The 21090-nt window shown below is 41.1% G+C and carries 18 protein-coding genes; 5 read left to right on the top strand and 13 right to left on the bottom strand.

The window, feature by feature from the left end:
• Nucleotides 1–224 precede the first annotated feature (224 nt).
• Nucleotides 225–575: a hypothetical protein gene (locus ACYVD4_RS14260; RefSeq protein ID WP_460946716.1), complete on the top strand. Its 351-nt coding sequence runs from the start codon at nucleotides 225–227 to the stop codon at nucleotides 573–575.
• Between the two features lie 296 nt (nucleotides 576–871).
• Complete coding sequence (locus tag ACYVD4_RS14255) at nucleotides 872–1837, top strand: N-acetylmuramoyl-L-alanine amidase family protein (RefSeq protein WP_460946714.1); 966 nt, start codon at nucleotides 872–874, stop codon at nucleotides 1835–1837.
• A 4-nt stretch (nucleotides 1838–1841) separates the two neighbouring features.
• On the opposite strand, the gene ung is transcribed toward ACYVD4_RS14255, so the two are convergent.
• Nucleotides 1842–2507 (bottom strand): uracil-DNA glycosylase, encoded by a 666-nt coding sequence (gene ung / locus ACYVD4_RS14250; protein WP_460946712.1) that lies wholly within the window; start codon nucleotides 2505–2507, stop codon nucleotides 1842–1844.
• 145 nt (nucleotides 2508–2652) lie between these two features.
• Here ung and apaG point away from each other — a divergent pair, with 145 nt between their 5' ends.
• The 3 genes from apaG to ACYVD4_RS14235 all read left to right on the top strand — a co-directional run bounded on the left by apaG (nucleotide 2653) and on the right by ACYVD4_RS14235 (nucleotide 5331).
• Nucleotides 2653–3039 carry a Co2+/Mg2+ efflux protein ApaG gene (apaG, locus tag ACYVD4_RS14245; protein WP_460946710.1) on the top strand — a complete coding sequence of 129 codons (387 nt, stop codon included), beginning with the start codon at nucleotides 2653–2655 and terminating at the stop codon, nucleotides 3037–3039.
• Between the two features lie 87 nt (nucleotides 3040–3126).
• The gene (locus ACYVD4_RS14240) at nucleotides 3127–3906 is read left to right on the top strand and encodes an O-methyltransferase (RefSeq protein ID WP_460946708.1); all 780 of its coding nucleotides are present in this window, start codon (nucleotides 3127–3129) and stop codon (nucleotides 3904–3906) included.
• Between the two features lie 57 nt (nucleotides 3907–3963).
• Complete coding sequence (locus ACYVD4_RS14235; protein ID WP_460946706.1) at nucleotides 3964–5331, top strand: monooxygenase; 1368 nt, start codon at nucleotides 3964–3966, stop codon at nucleotides 5329–5331.
• Between the two features lie 64 nt (nucleotides 5332–5395).
• Here ACYVD4_RS14235 and ACYVD4_RS14230 read toward each other — a convergent pair whose 3' ends face one another.
• The 12 genes from ACYVD4_RS14230 to ACYVD4_RS14175 form a co-directional block, all read right to left on the bottom strand.
• On the bottom strand, nucleotides 5396–7765 hold the full coding sequence (locus ACYVD4_RS14230) for an ABC transporter permease (protein ID WP_460946704.1): 2370 nt from the start codon (nucleotides 7763–7765) through the stop codon (nucleotides 5396–5398).
• A gap of 84 nt (nucleotides 7766–7849) precedes the next feature.
• Nucleotides 7850–10225 (bottom strand): ABC transporter permease, encoded by a 2376-nt coding sequence (locus tag ACYVD4_RS14225; protein WP_460946702.1) that lies wholly within the window; start codon nucleotides 10223–10225, stop codon nucleotides 7850–7852.
• 393 nt (nucleotides 10226–10618) lie between these two features.
• Nucleotides 10619–11380 carry a tyrosine-protein phosphatase gene (locus ACYVD4_RS14220; protein ID WP_460946700.1) on the bottom strand — a complete coding sequence of 254 codons (762 nt, stop codon included), beginning with the start codon at nucleotides 11378–11380 and terminating at the stop codon, nucleotides 10619–10621.
• A gap of 20 nt (nucleotides 11381–11400) precedes the next feature.
• Nucleotides 11401–12084, bottom strand: a complete 684-nt coding sequence (locus ACYVD4_RS14215) for a hypothetical protein (RefSeq protein ID WP_460946698.1) — start codon at nucleotides 12082–12084, stop codon at nucleotides 11401–11403.
• Nucleotides 12085–12175: 91 nt separating this feature from the next.
• Complete coding sequence (locus tag ACYVD4_RS14210; protein WP_460946696.1) at nucleotides 12176–13426, bottom strand: capsule assembly Wzi family protein; 1251 nt, start codon at nucleotides 13424–13426, stop codon at nucleotides 12176–12178.
• Between the two features lie 259 nt (nucleotides 13427–13685).
• The gene (locus tag ACYVD4_RS14205) at nucleotides 13686–14192 is read right to left on the bottom strand and encodes a UpxY family transcription antiterminator (protein WP_460946694.1); all 507 of its coding nucleotides are present in this window, start codon (nucleotides 14190–14192) and stop codon (nucleotides 13686–13688) included.
• 352 nt (nucleotides 14193–14544) lie between these two features.
• Complete coding sequence (locus tag ACYVD4_RS14200) at nucleotides 14545–15780, bottom strand: acyltransferase family protein (protein ID WP_460946692.1); 1236 nt, start codon at nucleotides 15778–15780, stop codon at nucleotides 14545–14547.
• Nucleotides 15781–15823: 43 nt separating this feature from the next.
• Complete coding sequence (locus ACYVD4_RS14195) at nucleotides 15824–16726, bottom strand: class I SAM-dependent methyltransferase (protein WP_460946690.1); 903 nt, start codon at nucleotides 16724–16726, stop codon at nucleotides 15824–15826.
• Nucleotides 16727–16876: 150 nt separating this feature from the next.
• Entirely contained in the window at nucleotides 16877–17806 is a 930-nt protein-coding gene (locus ACYVD4_RS14190) for a hypothetical protein (protein ID WP_460946688.1), read from the bottom strand.
• A 121-nt stretch (nucleotides 17807–17927) separates the two neighbouring features.
• The gene (locus ACYVD4_RS14185; protein WP_460946686.1) at nucleotides 17928–19055 is read right to left on the bottom strand and encodes an acyltransferase family protein; all 1128 of its coding nucleotides are present in this window, start codon (nucleotides 19053–19055) and stop codon (nucleotides 17928–17930) included.
• A gap of 101 nt (nucleotides 19056–19156) precedes the next feature.
• Nucleotides 19157–20305: a non-hydrolyzing UDP-N-acetylglucosamine 2-epimerase gene (gene wecB / locus ACYVD4_RS14180; protein ID WP_460946684.1), complete on the bottom strand. Its 1149-nt coding sequence runs from the start codon at nucleotides 20303–20305 to the stop codon at nucleotides 19157–19159.
• 14 nt (nucleotides 20306–20319) lie between these two features.
• Nucleotides 20320–21078 carry a hypothetical protein gene (locus tag ACYVD4_RS14175; RefSeq protein ID WP_460946682.1) on the bottom strand — a complete coding sequence of 253 codons (759 nt, stop codon included), beginning with the start codon at nucleotides 21076–21078 and terminating at the stop codon, nucleotides 20320–20322.
• Between the last annotated feature and the right edge of the window lie 12 nt (nucleotides 21079–21090).

The following is a 21090-nucleotide window of genomic DNA, read 5'->3' as shown; positions in this document are numbered from 1 at the left end:
AATTGACTAGCAAATTTGAGGGCTTTTGTTGGTATGTTCGGAATGCGTTGCCTTACATGAATAGATGATTTTTGAAAAACGAATCCATTAAAGTAAGTGGCGTGAAAATCTACGCATACTTTTTATAATAAATATCATATTAGGTGTTGTTTTAAATATTCTATAAATATAAATTTGTTTACTTAAGTTTGCGGACTTCTCCAGCCCAACTGAAAAAAATAAACATGTCTAATTCCGATTATACCATTGATTTAGTAAAAGTGTATCTGAAAACCTTGTGTGGACGACTAGCTGTATTACCGCAAACCATTGCCCGTCCATGGGGATATGAGTTTAGTTTGGAGGAGTATGAAGCGATTTATCTGGGTTTACAAACGCTCCTTTTGTCGACTCCGACCAATACTATTATAAACGAACAACTGTGGATCGAATTTGAGAAACTATCCCAAAATAGGCAGGCTATGCATTGGTTTATGTATCAGTATGTCGAACAACTGGTGGCTATCATACACGATCGGGAGGCCAAATTACAGCCCTCTTTCTGGGTAAATTCCAGCCATTACAACCTAAACTGAATCTGCCTGACTAGGATTGGAAATTTCGGCTAAATGTAACAACGACCTGAAGAGAGTGCAATAGCTCCGAAAGTAAGTGTGAGCTTAGGCGCTCGGCCACCGTGCTATGAACGGCCAAATATAGCTTTGGATGTCGATAAAAACTTAGATTGATACACCTTGAGCTGTCCCGATAAAACTCGAAAAGCCTCCTTAAGTAAAGAGGCTTTTCGAGTTTTATCGGGACAGCTCAAGGTGATTTGTGGCCGATTTTGCCGTTTTAAGTCGATATTTGAAGCGAGTTACCTGTTTGAATTATGAAGCTAGTGCAAAAAACGAAAGGAAAGTGTTGTGTTGGGTGGTTCATTTGCCTGGCTTTAGTATTAATTCAGAGTAGTCTAAATAGGGTAATCGCCTTAGATCAGGGAAAAGGCCGTACTTCCGCTAATAGTAAGAAAGCTGCGGGCAATTCTCGTTCGTTAACTGACAAAAGCAAACGTTTAACTACTTCTAAAGCGGTTGCTGATAAGAAGGAATCTGCTGCCATAACGGCGTCGTTTCTGGGAAAAAAACACGCTCGGGTACTAATTAAAGATCACAAACTTAGAGGGGCTGTATATTATCTGGCATCTGGTCATGGAGGGCCTGACCCAGGCGCTATTGGCCATTACGGAAAACAGTTATTGGCTGAAGATGAATATGCTTACGACGTAACAGTTCGCTTAGCGCGCGCATTAATGGAACACGGAGCAACCGTTTACATGATGGTACGTGACCCAAACGATGGCATACGTGATGATAGCATCTTGAAAATAGACCATGACGAAGTGGCTTATCCAAACCAGAAAATCCCACTTAATCAGACGCTACGTTTGCGGCAGTGTACCGATGCGGTAAACAAACTCCATCGAAAACACAAAGGAGCTTATCAGCGGTTAGTAACTATTCATGTCGACAGCCGTAGCGAAGGTGAAAATATCGACGTATTCTTTTATCATCACGAAAATAGCAAGGCAGGCCAAAAACTGGCGAAACACATTCATAAGAGTTTCAAATCGGGTTATAGACGTAGCCAGCCGAATCGTAATTATTTGGGAACGGTGTCGGACAGAAGTAGTTTATACGTAGTAAAAAACAGCCATCCGCCCACCGTTTTCATTGAACTGGGTAATATCCGGAACACCAAAGATCAACGTCGTTTTTTGATCGCCGATAATCGGCAGGCGTTGGCCAACTGGATTTGCGCTGGTCTACAGAAAGACTTGAACCGATCTGGCGAATAGAATTTTACCATTCGATAGGCGCTAAACCTTTGCTTTCCAGATAGGTATTGGCCTGGCTAAAGTGTTTGTTGCCGAACCATCCACCCCATTGTGCGGCCATGGGAGAGGGGTGTTTCGACTTCAGAATTAAATGTTTCTTCCCGTCAATAATGGCCCCTTTTTTCTGTGCATATGCACCCCAAAGCATAAATACTACGTCGCGCTTTTCGTCGGAAATCAGTTTAATAACGGCGTCGGTAAACGTTTCCCAGCCTTTGCCCTGATGCGAACCCGCCTGACCCGCCCGAACGGTTAACGTAGAGTTTAGCAACATAACCCCCTGACTTGCCCAGCGCTCGAGGTTACCCGATTTAGGGACTGGTTTGCCGAGATCATCCTGAATTTCCTTAAAAATATTGACCAGCGATGGTGGTTTTGTGATACCATCTGCTACCGAAAAAGCCAGCCCATTGGCCTGACCTTCGCCATGATAAGGGTCTTGGCCTAAAATCACGACGCGGGTATCGTCGAAACTACATTTATCGAAAGCGTTGAAAATCAGACGGCCCGGCGGAAAAATGCGTTGAGTGCTGTATTCGTGGCGAAGAAACTCTGCCAACGTAACAAAATAAGGCTTGTCGAATTCGAGTTGCAAATGACTTTTCCACGATTCGGCGATGGATACATTCATAAGTTGGGAACTGATAAGGGTTAATCCGCATTATGGCTCTACATAAACAAAAGACGGTTCTCCTGAAATTTTTTGAGAGCGGTTCTTGCGTAACAAAACTAATCAACTTAATTTTCGTTCTAAGGTTGCAAACGTCAGGAATTTTATGGTTTCGTGCATCACAGAAGGCGTAAGGGTTAGCGTGAAGACCGAGTATCAGTCTGATTACTCGAGTCCGCTTCAGGCGCACTACGTATTCACCTATCGCATCACCATCGAAAACACCAGCGACTCTACCATTCAATTACTACGTCGTCACTGGTTAATTTATGACTCAAACGGTACTGTTCGCGAAGTAGAAGGCGAGGGCGTAGTGGGCTTGCAGCCCGTGCTTGAACCGGGCGAAGTTCACGAATATGTTTCGGGTTGTAATCTGCGGTCGAGCATTGGGAAAATGGTAGGTACCTACCTTGTCGAACGTATCATTGATGGTAAACAACTCCGGGTCAATATTCCCGAGTTTACGATGGTTGTTCCGTATAAATTAAATTAATTCATAATGGAAAGTCGGAGCCGCTCGTGCGGTACAATGAGTAATGATTTCCATTCATTATAGATATTCCATTAACCACCTTTCATTTTGATTGCCGCTTATTTTCGGTATTTGAGTCGCGCCCGCGACGAACATTCGCTTCATTCTCCGTTTCTTTTTTCGCTTTACACGCAAATAATTCGGGCCAAAAAGACGCCACAGCCTATTTTTTCGGATATTCGGCGTTTGCGTAAAACACTACGTAGCAGCAGACAACAGATTACGGTAACTGATTTGGGGGCTGGCTCCCGGATAAATTCAGCCCGGCAACGCACCGTGGGCGATATTGCCCGACATTCACAGAAACCCGACCGATTTGGCCGGCTCTTGTTTCGATTGATTCAGCGGTTTGAGGCTAAAAACATCGTTGATCTAGGAACGTCATTCGGACTTACCACCGCTTATCTTGCCGATGCCGCCAAGTCATTTTCAGGAAAGGTTACTACGTTCGAAGGATGCCCGGAAACGGCTACCATTGCACAGCAGAATTTTGAGAAACTAGGCGTTGATAATGTCAATATCATTGTCGGAAATATCGACGAAACGTTGGGAACGCATATCAACGCTTCAGCGCCTATAGATTTCGTTTTTTTTGACGCCAATCATCGCTATGAACCTACTGTCTATTATTTCGAAACCTGCCTGACGAACATTCATAACGACACCGTTTTTGTATTTGATGACATTCACTGGTCGGCCGAAATGGAGCAGGCTTGGGAAGTGATTAAAGCGCATCCGAGAGTAATTGTTACGGTCGATCTGTTCTGGGTTGGGTTAGTCTTTTTTCGAAAAGAACAACCAAAGCAGCACTTTGTGTTACGATTTTAACAGAAAAGTCACGGAATAACGTTATCTTTCAAGACGCTTTTAGGCGTTAAATCTCCTATGAACTTCCTGACTTATACTCGTTTAGGCCTTTCGGTTGGGGCCACGGCCATATTGCTGAATATGGTGGCCTGTAGCAAAACCAATGTAGATTCGCCAGACCCAAGTGAGGAGTCGACGTTTAACCTGATTCAGCAAAAAATATTGACGCCATCCTGTGCTACGTCGGGTTGCCATGCCTCGCAAAGCGACGCTTCGTTTGTGCAGCACGGTCTGGTATTGGCAGCAGGTGTTGCTTACGAAAATCTGGTAAATGTCGATCCGAAAAATACCAACGCCAAAGCCGACGGATTGAAACGGGTAAAACCCTTTGCGTCGCTGGAAAGCTTACTCTATCACAAGCTGAATTTATCGGCGAGCCATCACAGTGGTAAACAGTACGGTAATCTGATGCCGTTGGGAAGCAGCGAACTGCCCAATGGACAGATTGAATTTATCCGTCGATGGATTGAAGCGGGTGCTCCCAAAACCGGGAACGTAGCGGATGCTACGTTGCTAGCCGATACGCAGACGCCCGTTGTGAACTATACGCCATTGGCTATTCCTACAGCAGGAACAGGTTACCAGTTGGCCATTCCAACATTCGATATTCAACCGAATTTCGAACGTGAACTGTTTACCCGGCGAATGGTGGGTAATTCGGAAGATATTTATGTGAGCCGTTACGAAGTCAAATTACGTTCGGGAAGTCACCATTTTATTGCTTACGATTTTCAGAATAAAAGCCTGCTGCCTAATCTGAACGATATTCGCGATTTGCGTAATCCTGATAATTCACTTAATCTCCTCACCGCCCTGTCGATGTCGAACCATATTTTTCTGGCAGGTTCGCAGGCACAATATGTGGACTATACGTTTCCAGAAGGGGCAGCTTTATTAATTCCTGCTAGTGCGTCGCTTGATCTGAATTCGCATTTTGTGAATAAAACAACGTCGGTAATGAAGGGCGAAGCGCAAATCAACCTTTACACAATCGACAAATCGAAAGTACAACGTGTGGTGCGGACACTGGATCTGGGGAATAACAGTCTAAAAATTGAGCCTGGGAAAACCACTACGTTCACCAAGACATTTACGTTCGATAAGCCACGTAAAGTGCTGGCCCTGACCTCGCACATGCACAAGCTCGGTACGTTGTTTGCTATCAAAATTAAAGGTGGCGCCCGCGATGGTGAAGTCGTTTACACATCGACAGACTGGGAGCATCCCGATATTGTTACGTTCCGAACACCAATTTCGCTCGAAAAAGGGCAGGGGCTTACGTCAGAAATTACCTATAAGAATACGACTTCTAAAACTGTCAATTTTGGCTTAACCAGCGACGACGAGATGGGTATTATCTTCGGTTATTATTACGAGGAACCTTAAACGATTGAGTACGTAGGTAACAAAAAATGGCGGGGCAACTTTTTAGTTGCCCCGCCATTTTTTGTTATTCGGTTTTCAGTGATTTTACTGGATTAATCAGTGCGGCTTTGATGCTTTGAAAACTAACCGTGATTAACGCAATAAACATTGCCATGAAAAGGGCTGCCACAAAATACCACCATTCCAGATCGATTCGATACGGGTACTTTTCGAGCCATCCGCTGAGGAAGTAACCTCCGATTGGGAAGGCAATTAACGCTGCTACTAACACAAGCTGTATAAACTCCTTCGAGAGCATACCTACCAAATTGGTAACACTGGCGCCCAGTACTTTCCGGATGCCAATTTCTTTGGTACGTTGTTCGGCGGTAAAAGCAGCCAGTCCAAACAGGCCCAGACAGGAAATGAAAATTGCCAGAAAAGCAAAGTAAGTTGCTAGCTTGCTCACCGTGTTTTCGGCCTTATAGAGGTTGCCAAACTCCTGATCGGTAAAAGAGTATTTAAACGGGAAAGTCGGATTGAATTTCTTGAAAGCAGTCTCCATGCTGGCTATGGCCTGTTTTGTTTCACCTGCATTGGTACGTACCAGCACACTACCCCAGTTGTTGGTGGTATCAGCAATTCCCCGTTGTAGCCGCAGAATCAACGGTTCAATGGCTGTGTGCAGTGAGTTGTAGTGGAAGTCTTTCATCAGGCCAACGATTTTACCTTTTTTATTCCACATAGTCATTTCCTTACCAACAGGATTTTTATACCCCATCTTCCGGGCCGAAGCTTCGTTGATCAGGTAACTGCTCGTATCGGTTGAAAACTCTTTTGAGAAATCCCGTCCATCAACCAGTTTGATTCCCATTGTTTGGATATAATCAAAAGACACCGCATTCTGGCTGAAGAGCATCAGTTGCGTAGTGTCTTTACCCGGCCATGATACTCCCTGCGTTGAACTGCCTACTTCGAGTGGGTCAGATTGTGCGCAGGTTACCGATTTAATACCCGGTTGCCGTTCCAGCTCTTGTTTAAACGTCTGAAAATTCTTCTCCAGATTACCCTCTAACGGCATATAAAGCAGATTTTCACGATTGTAGCCAAGGTTTTTATTCTGGATATAATTGAGTTGCCGATAAACAACCAATGTGCACAGAATCAGAATGATTGATAAGCCAAACTGAAGAACCACCAGCCCTTTTCGGAAATACGTAGCACTCGATTTTAACTTTAATGTTCCTTTCAGGATAACGACTGGCTTAAGCGACGACATAAACAGAGCCGGATAGCTTCCCGACAGCATTCCGGTAAGAATCGACAGTCCTAATAACAGAAGCAGAAAGGTAGGATTCGTGAAATCAAGGAATAGTTTTTTACCCGTCAGTTCGTTAAAAACAGGCAAAATAAGTAGTACAATCAGTATGGCGAAGGCAAGCGATAACAACGTAATAAGCATCGATTCGCCAAGAAATTGCCCAATTAAGCTATTTCGGTAAGCGCCCACAACTTTCCGAACGCCCACTTCCTTGGCCCGTTTTACTGAGCGAGCCGTGGCCAGATTCATGAAGTTGATGCAGGCAATCACCAGAATTATGATGGCAACAATAGAGAAAATACGTACATACTCAATCCGACCACCATTCTGTTTACCACCGTCCCAGTTTGAGTACAGATACGACTCGCCGTATCCCTGCAAAAACAGCTCTACGTTACTGTCTTTATTTTTGGTCTTGATGTAATTTTTAATCTTGGCATTAACCTTGTCGATCGATACGTTGGGAGCTAGCATGACGTAGCACCGAGGGCCATTGTTACCCCATTCTTTCGCCCAGTTGTTGGTTTTCAACCAGCGTTCGTAGCTAATCAGGTAATCGAATTTCAGCGACGATGTCTCCGGAACATCGGCCAGTATACCCGTTATCATTACGTCGTCGCGGTTATCGATCCGGACGGTTTTTCCCATTGGGTCCTTCCCTTTGAAGTATTTATCGGCTAACTTCTGAGTGATTACCAGCCCATCGGGTCGTTTGAGTGCTGTTTTGGGGTCACCTTCTTTCAGCGGAAACGAAAACATGCTCAGAAAATCGCCCTGAACAGCACGTCCTTTTTCCTTTTCGAACGTATTGCCCACGGTAAACAACAATGATTCTTCCCAGAGTGCCTGGCTGGCTAGTTTGATTTCGGGAATGTCTTTAACTATGTTTTCGGCCAGAATACCGGGAGTCGATGGATACGTATTGATAACACCCGTGTAATGCTGGTTTTCCATCACCCGATAAAGCTGGCTGTCATTCGCATGAAATCGGTCTATGCTACGTTCGTCACGTACCCAAATCATAATCAGCAGGCTACAGGCCATCCCCAATGCCAGACCCAGAATGTTGATGAACGAGAACGTTTTGTTCTTCCAGAGATTTCTCCAGGCGATTTTAATGTAGTTGCGTAGCATAGTTGTATAGGGCTTGGGGCATAGAGCGGTGGGCGGGGTAAAAGCTATTTGAACCCTTTGCCCCTAGCTCCCTGCCCTTTGCCATTATTCTGAACGTAGTGATTTAACAGGATTAAGTAAAGCCGCCCGGATAGCCTGATAACTTACTGTAAGAAGCGTAATGACAGTGGCTCCCAGCCCCGACAGTACAAAAATTGCCCAGGAAATAGTGGTACGGTATTCATACTGTTGAAGCCAGCTATCCAGATAATACCAGGCGATAGGTGCGGAAATCAGGAACGAAATAAGAACCAACCGCACAAAATCTTTAGAGAGCAAACCCCATAAGCTGAATACTGAAGCGCCTAATACTTTCCGAACACCAATTTCTTTGATACGTTGCTCTGCCATAAACGAAGCCAGTCCAAACAAGCCCAGACAGGAAATGAAAATGGCGAGTACGGCAAATACGCGCGCCAGCTTACCAACCCGCTCTTCGGAACGGAACTTGGCGTCGTATTCATCGTCGGTAAACTTGAAATCGAACGGACTTTCAGAATCGTATTTTTTGAAGACGGCTTCTACTTTCTTCAATGCATCTTCTCGTAATACGTTCGGTTTGAGCTTTATGTTGAGAACGTTTGCCCAATCGTAACGTACCAGAAAAATGGTCGGCTTAATGGGTTCGTAGGGCGATTCCATCACCATGTTTTTCACAACGCCCACTACATGCATCGGTTTGTCATTATACCGAATGGTTTTGCCCACAATATTCTGAAGACCGGTTAGTTTAACGGCCGCTTCGTTTAGTACGAACGCCGACGTATCAGTAGAAAAATCTTTCGAGAAATCGCGACCTTCGAGAATTTTCCAGCCAATCGTTTTTCCGAAATGGTGCGTACAGGCTACGATACCAAACAAGGGCAGACTTTTCGGGTCTTTACCTTCCCAATCGAAACCAACCTGATTCGACCAGACTCCCGTTGTTGGGCTCGACGATTGACTCATTTCATAAACGGCTCCCGATTTCAGCAAATCGTCACGTAGCGGATCATATTTTCCATGAAGGCCCGGACTAATCGAAATCTGAAGTAAACTCGACCGATCATAACCAACGGGTCGATTTTTGGCATACTGAACCTGCTGAAATACGATAATAGTGCCGATAATCAGCGTAATAGAAACCGTAAACTGAACCACTACCAGCACTTTACGTGGAATAGCCGCCCATCGACCAACTTTAAACGTACCTTTCAGTACACTCAACGGATTGAACGAGGATAAATAAAGGGCTGGGTAACTACCTGCCAAAAGCCCAGTTATCAGCGAAAAACCTAGAATTAACAACCAGAAAATCGGATTGGCATACGGGAACTCGACCTTTTTGCCAGACAGGTCATTGAAAGCAGGTAAAGCAACCAAAACAATCAGCAGAGCTAACATTAACGACATACCTACCACCAGCATCGATTCGCTCATGAACTGCATAATGAGCTGCTGACGTAGTGAACCAACCGCCTTCCTAATACCGACTTCTTTGGCCCGTTTTTCGGAACGTGCTGTGCTGAGGTTCATGAAATTGATACAGGCTAGAAGCAGCACAAAAGAGCCGATCAGGCTAAAGAGCCAGACAAACTGAATGCCTCCACCAATGTTTCTACCGTCTTTGTAGTCAGAATGAAGATGCCACATGCGCATCGGATGCAGGAAATACTCTGGCTTTTCGCTCCCAAGCGAGTGTTTTTTCTCTACGTCACGAATCTTGGCTGAAACGGCTTTGAAATCGCCCTTTTCTGTAATCTGGGCAAAGCACTGAAAGGAGTGGTTTCCCCATTGCTGTAAAGACTCTTTAACCCAGGGCTGACTGGCCAGATAAGCACTCCAAGGAAGGTAGAAATTAACCTGATGAAACTCAGAATTGAAAGGTAGATCTTTAAAAACGCCGGTTACTTTTACGTTTTCCTTGGCGTCGATTTTAATGATTTTGTTGAGCGGGTCGGTATTGCCGAACAACGTATTGGCCAGCGATTCAGATAGTAGAATCGACCCCGGCTCTTTCAGGGCGGTTGCATAATCGCCTTTGAGCATGTTGAGCGAAAGCATCTGCGGAAGCGTGGGGTCGGCATACATGCCTTCTTTGTTGATTTTCTTATCGCCGTTTACCAACAGATGCCCAAAATTCCACGATGCCAGGGCAACCGCTTTGAAGTCGCCTGCATATTTGGTTTTAACCTCGTTGGCCGACGGTAATGATACAGCCCGACTGGTTCCCGTAACTCCGTTGAATGTCTGGTTAATGTAAAGTTGCGCCAGTTGGTCGTAATTTTTGTGGAATTTGTTGAATGACACTTCGTCGTAAATCCACAAACCAATTAGCATCGCTACCGACATACCTACCGCGAGGCCGATAATGTTGATAGCCGAGTATACCTTGTTTTTAGAAAGATTTCTGAGGGCAATTTTAAGGTAGTTGCGGAACATGGGGCTAAGGGTTTAGGAGGAATTTTCGATACCTCCAGGGTTTGTTCCGCCAAAGACAGACTTACGTATAAAAACGTTGCTTTTCGCAATTAATAGCCTAATTTGACAGCTACAAACCATTGAGACCTATAAATGGTCAACTACTGTGCCACGACCATATAAGCCTGTTTTTAGGCAGTTTATGCATGTTTTACGTAGTGAAGCTTGTCCGAAATCGTACAAATTACGTCCGTTTATGAACAGGAAATAACGAGCCTGTTACGTATAATCACCACGTCGGGCAATGTGATTATTGGATGTTGTTAATATTGCTGAAAATTATTGGTACAGAAACAGATGAAACAAAAAACGCCAGACAAAGCTGGCGTAGTGAAGTAACGTAGTAAATATGTTTTAAAGCAACGTATCGTTTAGAAGCGTCTGTTGCTGAAGTAGCTTTAAATCGTCGGAACTGAACAACCGGGCCATGTCTTTCAAATCGCGGGGGTGATGCAGATCGCTGCCAATAAAATCGACGAGTCCTTCCTGCAACAGATAACGCGCCTGCTTCTGAATGTCGGCACCGTAACGCCCCACCAGCGACATCCAGTTTAACTGAAACAGACAGGCATTTTCGTGCAAATGAGGCAGAGTTTGTTTGTCGTTATGGTAATATTTATAGCGTTCGGGATGGGCCAGAATAGGGGTATAACCGTGGGTTTGAATCCGGAATATCAAATCATCGATATTGTTTGGTCCCCATGCCCAACCCGCTTCGATAAGCAAATACCGTTTATCACCAAACGTTAACAAGTCACCTGCCTGAAGCAGGTCGAAAAAGAAATCGTCGATTAAATATTCGGCGGCTACCTCAACACTAAGCGGTAATTGGTGCTTATCAATAAGTATTTCTAACGTAGCACGCATTTGTCGAATCGTACTCGTAGAATTCGGATACCAGTCGCCACTAATGTGAGGAGTGGTGATGATTTTCTGAATACCCCATTCTGCCAGTTGCGTCAGACAGGTCAATGCCTGATCGGTGTCTTTAACCCCATCGTCAAGACCTGGCAATAAGTGGGAATGAATATCGACCGACCAAAAACAGTTTCCATCTGACTGTGAAGCTCCTTTAAACGGAGAGACAAATCGTTCCCAAATAGATGGATAAGACATGGGTAAAGAAAGTTGTATTATTAAAAACGAGCCAATAAACCGACGTTACCGTCGGGGGTTATACCAAATTTGGTATTGTAAATTAACGCAACTTTGCGAGGTCGCCAAACCTTAGAATTATAGTTTCTTGCGGCTTTTGCTATAAGTTCATTCGAAAGTTCAATCAACGAAATCCCACCAATAACTAAGCCAACACCGGCCAGCAAATGAGGTAAATTACGTACGGTATAATTGACAGGTACGTCTGGAACCACCGGATTAGATAACGTACCGCCAAGCCCTCGAACGTTTGCCGTAGCGGTTTTCCCTTTTACAGCTATATAACCAACATATACGCCAGTCAATACCATAAGTGGGCCAAAAGGTTTTAACCCGCTTCCCCATTGATATAGATTGAGCGATTTGGGCATCGACTTAGGCGCCTTCTGAAACGTATAAAGTGCCCCGGCCATCGACAAACGTTTGCCTTTAAAATAAAGCCCAGTAGTTAACAACCTTCGCTTTATCGCAATCGTATCTCTGGCTCTTGCCTGTGACGTAACCGCCGGTTTATCAGATAAAGTAGGAGCAATTTTTTCTTCTTCGGAGTTGTCCGAGGTTTTCAGAGAATCACTTTCTGTATGTATCACACCAACAGACTCAGGTGTCTGAGCCAATAGCGATAGTGGCATAAACAGGAAGAGATAAAGTATTATTTTTTTCATGAGTAACATAGTTAATGTACGTCAGAAAATAGTAATAATGTATGTTTACAAATAAGCTTTTATTTATTCGAACTTTCGATGAAATGAACTATCAAAAGGTACGCTTAATTAAAAAATTAAGCCCATAATTTTCTTGTAAAATACCAGCATTGTCATACGCAATATTGGCCGTGAATACGTATTTATTGATGGGAAAAATAAATTGCTGCTGAACCGAACGTTGAGAAATGCTGAAAGGAGGATAGAAATAATTACCGAAGTTCTGACTCGACGTAAAGCGAGTTAATAAATCAACCCGACCAATGCGACTCATTATCCCAACGGTATACGCTTCGATTCGATTATTGACAAGACGATTTGGGTTCGGGTCTAAATTCTGCGGTAAACCACTTGTATAACGTAGCGGCATAATAAAAGGTGTACCAATAGTTTGCCCTTTGTAAACCCACCCATCAATATACCGGCCATTATTAAAATAATCTTCTGCACCACGCACCTGTGAAATAGTAGTTCTTCCTGAAGCAATAGGCCCACCCTGGCTTGAAGTTTGCAGATATTCGAAAACTATTTTTAAGATTCCATTCTGTGCTTTTTTTCGAGTGATAGCAATACCATTAAGACCGTCTGCAATATTATTTAAATAGAACAAAGCACCTGCTTCGTAGATATTTTGGCGGTATAAGAACCATTTATACGTATCACTGTCATATTCAACGCCAACGTCAATAGAACCTAAGTGATTACCAACCCGGTTACCACCTTCAGCCGTCGCACCTCCATTCTGAACCACTAACGTATCGAGCGTATACAGCGATTTTCCGTTCACTACGTAGAGGTAGGTTTCGAAATCGGAACCGTAACGCGTAATTTTTACTCCATTATCGACTCGCGGATAAAGCAACGTACCGCCCCATTGAACCTGATGATTAAAGCCGCCATGAATTTTAAATCGCCAGCTAGGTTTTCCTAAACGGATGTAAAAACTTTTCTGGTGCAGATAATAATTATCAATCGAATCACTTCTGCCAAGCCAACCGTGTGCATAGTTACCTTTTACTGAAATTAATCCCCCTTTAAATAATGGCGTGTAATGAGGGATAGATATTTCTATTTTTGGCACTGGTAATGCATTTCCCGACCAGATATACGAACCTGAACTTAACGTAGTGTCGACCAGACCAATAATTTCTCTTCGTCGCCCGGCTGAAATTTCTACAGCTCCATAGCGCACTTTTCCATATAATTCTGAAAGAAGAACCTGATTTATTTTCCCTGTATTTACAACCGCCCTTATGCCATAACCATACGAAAACTTTCCTTTTCCATGTTTTTTTGCTAGCAAAGGTTCGTACTCCTTTTTTATCTGTGCTCTTAAAGTAAATCCCTGTGATTCTAATGGAATTTCACCGAATTGATTTGAACGTATCCAGAAAGGATTTGTGCTTGTAGTAGATAAGAATGTACCAGCTTCTACTTCGTAACGAATTTTTTTTGATGGAGATTGAGCTAGTATAAAGTGACTGCCTAATAAATTCAATATTAAGCAGTAATATATTCGTAAATGTGTATACATGATTGTAATAGTAATTCTATTATAAATACTAGAATGGAGAATTGAGTTTTTTTAGCTTTTCAACCTTATTTTTACTCATGTCAATAGACACTGAAATGTTCAGGGATTCGAGTTGAACAACAACCTTTTTACCTTGTTTGCCAATCACTTCACCTTCCTGATTCATAAAAGCTCCTGATGTAATCCGAAGGCGATCTGAGTTTTGAAAGTCAAGTATTTCAAGTGAATCATGCTCAAAATCGTTAAGCATCGTTTTGATCAAATCAATCTCCCGTTGTTTTACAACAGCAGGTTTGTTTAACCAATGCAGATACCCGACAACACCAGGTACACCATAAACAGCGCTACGTTCATGTTCTTCAAGATGCACAAAGCAATAAGATCTGAACAAAGGTTCTTCAATCATCTTTATGCGGTCTGACCATCTACGTTTAACTTTTCTGAGCGGGCAATAGACTTCAATCCCTTTTTGATGAAGTTTTTCGGCCGCCAGTTTCTCAGATCTGGATTTTGTATAGATTACAAACCAAGGCATGATCAACAGTTGATTAATGTTGGGTCAATAGTCTATACGCTTGATAATCAGTATAAATAAATACCTGATAATTACTTCAAAACTCCTGCTATGTGGTCACAAATAGAGGTTAGTTCATTAAGCTTTTGGGGATTTATTAATCACAAGCATACACAAACTAGAAATTCAAAAATTGGGCCAAGTTCACTACTGTGACAAATTAGTGTGTACCATTATTTTTGTATGTGCCTGATTTTCAGAAATTTGTTTTCAAATAAAAAATTATATTAATATAAAATAACAAAATGTTACTTATGAGTTTACTTTGTTGTGTCTATGCTGGATAAGATCAGGTTTATATAATGTAACTGCATCAGGAATTAAGAGCCTGTCGCCAATACACTCGCATTTTTTGCCTTAATCCCCAAACTCGCTCATTCAGTTTTTGAGAGATTAATGGCGCAAATTTGAGAGCTGGCATTTCTATATAAATATGTAGAAAATATGAAAACGTGATTATTAAAGGGGTAATAATAAATAGTAATGACCAATGCTGCCAAGTAGGCAGACTTGCGGATTTTTCATAACCAAGTATTAATTTGAAAAGCGTAAAAAAGAATATTCCATGAAATAAGTATATTCCATACGATACTTGTCCTAATTTTCGGGCCGAACTGTTTGATAAGATGCCAAACACGGTATTGCCAGAAACAATAATTGAAAAAATAATTGTTGTGATTGACAGAGGTACCAAATTGAAAAGAGAGCTGGGTGTTAAGGCAAATATGCCTAGCAAAAGAATCAATAAAGAAATTAATACAATCGACCCTGTTAAACTAGTAGAGAATTTAGAGAATGACTCTGATTTTGATAATAACGTAGCAACGAAACCTCCTATAAAGGGGCTGAAGAAGGGGAAAGCAAACCCCCAATAATAAATCATATAAGCCACTGTACAGGTAGATACTAATAGAATATAATAGTTGGGTTTATCTTTTGAAATAACAAGACTAATTATGGGTAATAATATATAGAAAAGCCACTCATAACGTAGCGTCCAAGCAACTTTACAAATGATTATCCAGGTATTTTCTAAACCATTAATATCTGGATCATTTTTTACTGTAAACATAAGCCATCTTCTTGCCTGACTTACTATTGAGAACCAATGTTGCTTCATTGTAAAATCGGTCAAATAAGCGACTATCAAGAATAAAACAAGCATTGAAATGAAGTAAAGTGGAAAAAGTCGAACGATACGTCCAACATAAAAACTTATCCAGCTTGTTTTGCTAATCATAAGCTTATTGCAAAATAAAAAACTGGTAATCATGAAAAAAATAGCGATACTGGCAAAGCCCACTTGGGCAAATAAGTTTGACGGTGGAGAAAGCCACTTATCTGTTCTTAGAAAATAATACCAAGTTGAGCTATGACTAATAAAAACAATAACTGATAAATACCCTTTTAATCCATCAAAGGATACGTACTTGACCTTTTGTAGCTTATAGCCTGTAAGTCTAGATATAACTGTAATAGTTAATAGCGAAATTGCCATTATACATAAGGCCGGAAAAGGGCTTAAAGGGTCAGATAAAAATTCTACCATAACATTTCTGAATTATCTATTGCTTTATTAATAATTTAGATATCTATTTTATTTTTCGTAACCATAAACTTCCACCCATATTTTCTAAACAGAGCGGCATATTTTTTTGAAACCATTCTGTATGGAAATGCTCCATGAATGTGTTAAACATTACTATCTCATAATCTGGATTATTCATTAAAAATGCTCGCACTATATAGGCTTCATTCCAGCCAAAACCGCTACTGTTCACCACCCAATCTTTTGGATATTCAAATGGATAAAATATATCGTGAAAGTGAATGAGTACTCCTTCTTGAAGACGAGGCAGAATGTTGAAAATTATCTGGTTAACATCGCTTCCTGTTTTGGAAACGTGGGTAGAGTCAATGAAGAGCACATCGTTCTCCCTTAATTTATCAAACTCTATCAACTCAATTTCTTGTAATCCTTTTTCGTGAGTTACTGTACGTGTACGATCTTCGAATCGGAGTAACCCATAAAGACGATCTGGAAATGGCTCAATGAATGTAAATTGAATGCTATTATTAAAGAATAGTTGGTTTGTATCAAGCATAACTGCCGATGAAAATCCTGAACCTACTTCGATAACCTGCTTAGGCTGGAAGGTCCGCATGATGCAGTGCAACATAATGGCATCAGAATAACAGTACTGATTACCAGGTGCATCATAGTGATATCGACGTTCTGGCGTGTGTTCTTTTGTAAATGGAATACTAGTGTACAATTTGCTGAATTCTTCAAGTAACTCCATTTGCTCTGCCTCACGTAAGTTAATATTGGGTAACAAACGTGGAAAGTTGGCGAATAACTCATTTCGATGTATTAACTCGCTTTTGTTAACTACAGGGCTATAGTAGTGGCCTGGTGGGAAGCCTAATCCTGTTTGATGATACAGTAGATTATAAACATGGCGAAAACGGTTAATACGTTGAAGGAGAACCATATGTTTAGCGAATTATAGCACTGACTAGTGTTTATACGTAGTGATACTAATTTGTATTTGTGGTAGTTGATTTCTATCAATTATGTTGCCGAAATTTGTGTGATGTAGAGAAAATATTGTCGAATACTATAATGTGATAATAAATTAATATCATATACGAAGTTTTTCCCAAATCAACTTTAGCCAGATTTCTCTCCCTTCGCAATTCCAGTGAGTGTCGCCTTTTAAATAGGGTGATATCGTCGATTGCCGATATGCTGCGTACGTATTTATTATTGGTATTTTTAGCTTGGGACTTTCTTGAATTCGCTCGATAAGATGGTTATAATCAGTTCGATTTGTGTCGAGTATACTTGCTTTATTAGGAATGATCGATAAGAAGATTTCGTCGAAACCTAAACGACGGTAGTGCTCGCTAGTGGCATTGATAGTGAAAATCAAAGAGTCAATCTCAGAATCGGAAATAGGAGCAAAAGACGAATTAAGTGGCAACCGCTTATCGGTATCCATGAAGTAAAACAAATGTTGCTGATCTGTTGATAGAGTTACCTGGATGTCGGTTCGGTTGAACCAATTCAGCGTTAAAGCAGCTTTTATTTCCTTAAAACAAAAAGCCCAATCGTGGTTAAAAAGGGCTGATTCAAGACGGCTTTCGATGCGGCTTCGATGAAAGTTTCTATCGAAGCGTTTTGATAATTTTGTAATCCAATTTTCTGATTTATAGGTGATTGTAGGTAAAGTTTGTGTGGATTTTATTGCGAAATTTTGCCGGACGTTACGTTCAACGGATTCAATGAGCAGAACGTTACGTTTGGTTGAGTCGAGCTTACATTGAGCTGGAGCACCTTGATCCCATCGCTCGTAATGACTGACCCGAAAATCGGATTGACTCAGGAAAAGTGGGTGAGTGAAACTGTCGCCAATGATGTATAAATGAGTTGAAGCCGTATCGTTCGAACGGTGCGAGGTTGGATAAACAGGCCATTTCTGTTTGAATTGAGGTAAAGCCGAAAATTGATATAAGTCGCCAAATCGCGATTGATCAGTAATAATTCCTAATCCAGAAAGCCAATACGACACCTTAGTTGATAAACCGCAACTCCAAAAAATGGCAACTGTAACCAGAAGCAAATAACGACATATGCGTAGTAAGCGAGCCATTGAAGTTTATCAAAGTTGCTACGTTGATTTATGATTTATACTAAGATGCGACCGTAGGAATAGCCAGATCATTTTCGCTTTTCCTGATTAATCGGCTACCAAATTCCTGAAATGGAATTTCAATAATTTTATAAAAGTAGGAAGATATGAACGTAGTAATAGAAATAAAAGAGAGCAGAGGTATACAATAAGATAATATCGGAATTGATTGGAAATAATTTTGTATAATAATAATAATATCTAGTTTAATTAATAATCCAAGCACGGGAAAGTGCAAAAGATACATACTGTAACTACGTTGTCCTATATATTTTGTGAATTTATTGACAAAAATATATGTCGGATTTTTAGAAAGGGTGTAAGTAAATACAACGAATAATAAGGAAAAAAATAAACTATCTGAAAAAAGAAATTTCTTGCCAGAACCTAAATCTAATAAAACAATGATAAATAGTGTATAAATAATAAACGGACTAATTTTCCATTTTCTTCTTGATTCTGTAATCAAAAAGAAAAGAACTAAGCCACAGGCAAATGCTGGCAACTGATTGGGCAGCCAGAACAAGACGTAACTCTCCCAATTGAGCCCATATGCTACTAAGCCAGCTTTAGTTATGAGTAATTTCAATAACGTATTTACTAGTACGCTACCTAAAAGAAAGATAATGGCTCGGTTCAGATTTGTTATCTGTTTTACAAAGAATGGTATTAGTAAATAAAATTGAACTTCCACAGCCACAGACCAACCTACTGGCACCACTGCGTGTATCCAGTTTGGACTAAAGCCATGAATTAATAAAAAATTTGAAATGATTCCCCAATCGGTAATTGAGCTAAGTGTATTAGCTGATAAGGAATCAGAAAAATAGCACCTATGTACTATGTAATAACTGCATGCAACATAGTACATAGGTGCTATTCTAAAATAGCGCCTAATAAAAAAATTAGTATTAATGTTTATTTCTTTTTCTGCTCTTCGGCTATATGATAGAAAGAGCGTAAAGGCACTTACTACGTAAAATAATTGAACACCATTGCTAGTGTTTAGTATTAAGTTTTTTATAGCAACGGAATAATGATCTATTCCATTTGGCCTATAATGGTTTATTAATACACAAAGGATAGCAATACCTCGTAAAGAATCTATATAATCAAATTTTCTTATCACTTATTGTATGTAATTAATATAAAACGAATTAATTAAGGTAAACATCTATGGGTATTTATTGTCTGTCTTGTAATTAAAATTATTATCTATAAGCTGCTTGTTTATGCAACATTTTCTAATAATATTTTTAGGATACTTTTTGCTGTTTCTCCGTGACCGTAAAGTGCCTTACTTTCTATAACAGATGATTGCCGGTAATTTATAAATGCATTGATAATTTCTTCAGGATTTGCATCGCATAAAATGGCGGCTCCACTTTCCACAATCTCGACCCATTCTGTTTCAGAACGTAGCAAAATACACGGCTTTTTGTAGTAATAAGCTTCTTTTTGCACACCTCCAGAATCGGTTATGATCAGAGTTGCGTTTTGCTCAAGAGTTATCATCTCTAAAAACGAAACGGGAGGTAACAAAACAATATTCGTATTGGCATTGATAGCCTCGTACATATCAGGCTTCAATAATGAGGCCATTTGTTTTGCGGTGCGTGGATGTAGCGGAATAATTATTTTGCTTACGTAATCTGTCGCGATGGTTAATAACGTATCAAAAATCGCATTTAGGCGGTTGGCATCATCCGTATTGGCATTTCTGTGAATAGTAACCAAAACATACGCTTCTGCCTGAAGTTGGAGTCTTTCCAGAATATTTGTTTTCGAAACAGCCAAATCTGAAAAGTATAAGCTGTTATCGTAAGTAATATCGCCTACATTAAAGATGCCAGGATTATCGACCGTATAGGGCGGAAGATTTGTGATTGCAAAACCTTCTTTTATCAGATTAGTTACACCGGCTTGTGTGGGCGGAAATAGATACGTCGATACGTGGTCGGTTAAGATTCTATTGATCTCTTCCGGCATTTTTTTATTATATGATCGCAGGCCAGCTTCGATATGCGCAATCGGTACGTGCATTTTCGACGCAGCAATCGCGCCTGCCAATGTGGAGTTTGTGTCGCCAAACAAGATTACGTAATCGGGCTTTTCCTGTTCAATTATCAACTCCACTTCAGCGATCATTCGAGCCGTTTGCTCGCCGTGCTTTCCTGAACCTACCTGAAGATTATAGCTCGGTGCGGGTATGTTAAGTTCATTGAAAAATACGGCCGACATGTTCTCATCGTAATGTTGGCCGGTGTGCACAATTACTTCGTCAATCTTATCCGAAAAATGCAACCGTATGGCTCTGCTTAGTGCCGAAGCTTTAATAATCTGCGGACGAGCCCCAATTAACGTTAGTAGTTTAAGCATCAATAACTTACAAATTATTCGACGTAGAAATAACGCTTTACTACGTTCTTGAGACTTTGCAAAATCAGTTCCTGTGTCCAATAAACGGGGTTAGAACTCCAGCGTTGTGGGTGAAACGTGAACATAATTTGCTGGGCAAGTCCACCTTTGGCTAACGTAGTAATAAGGCTATCGGTATTTTTAAACGAAGGCGAAAGCGACGACTCAACTTTATCGCGCACGCTAACTTTATTGCCATTCCATTGCCGCCCGGTGTCGGTCAGGTAAACAACTTTAGAAAAGTCGATATCAAAGTAAGGTTCGCCAATTATACCAAAATCCCGATACGAATAAGTTTTCCACAGATCTCTGGAATCATATTTCGATAAGGGACTTCCGTGCATGCAAATGGTCGATACGGGTACTAGCCGACGTAGCGCCGTCAGGTTATGATCAAAATCCTTGATAGCGAGTTCAAAATTTCCTTTACAGGTTGTCAGGCATTCATAATGATACCCAATTTCATGCCCCATTTCGGCAATTTCACGAATCACTCGCTCATTCCAGCTTGGTGGATTGGCTCTGAAATAATAGACGCCTGTAATACCACGCTCTTGTTGAATTCGGGCAAATTGTAATGAATTCAGCGGTTTTGAGTCAACATCATGACGTAGAATGACGCTTTTAGGAGGGTTATTCTTCAGAAATTTTTCGAATGTTGAAAAGGAGTACTCTTTTTTTTCAATTTCACTTAACAGATTTACATAAGTAGCTATGGTAAAATCCTTTTTCATTTATGGGTGGAA

The organism is Spirosoma daeguense (genome assembly GCF_054776875.1).
Note: the sequence above shows the minus strand (reverse complement) of the source record. Positions and strands in the feature narration are given on the sequence as shown.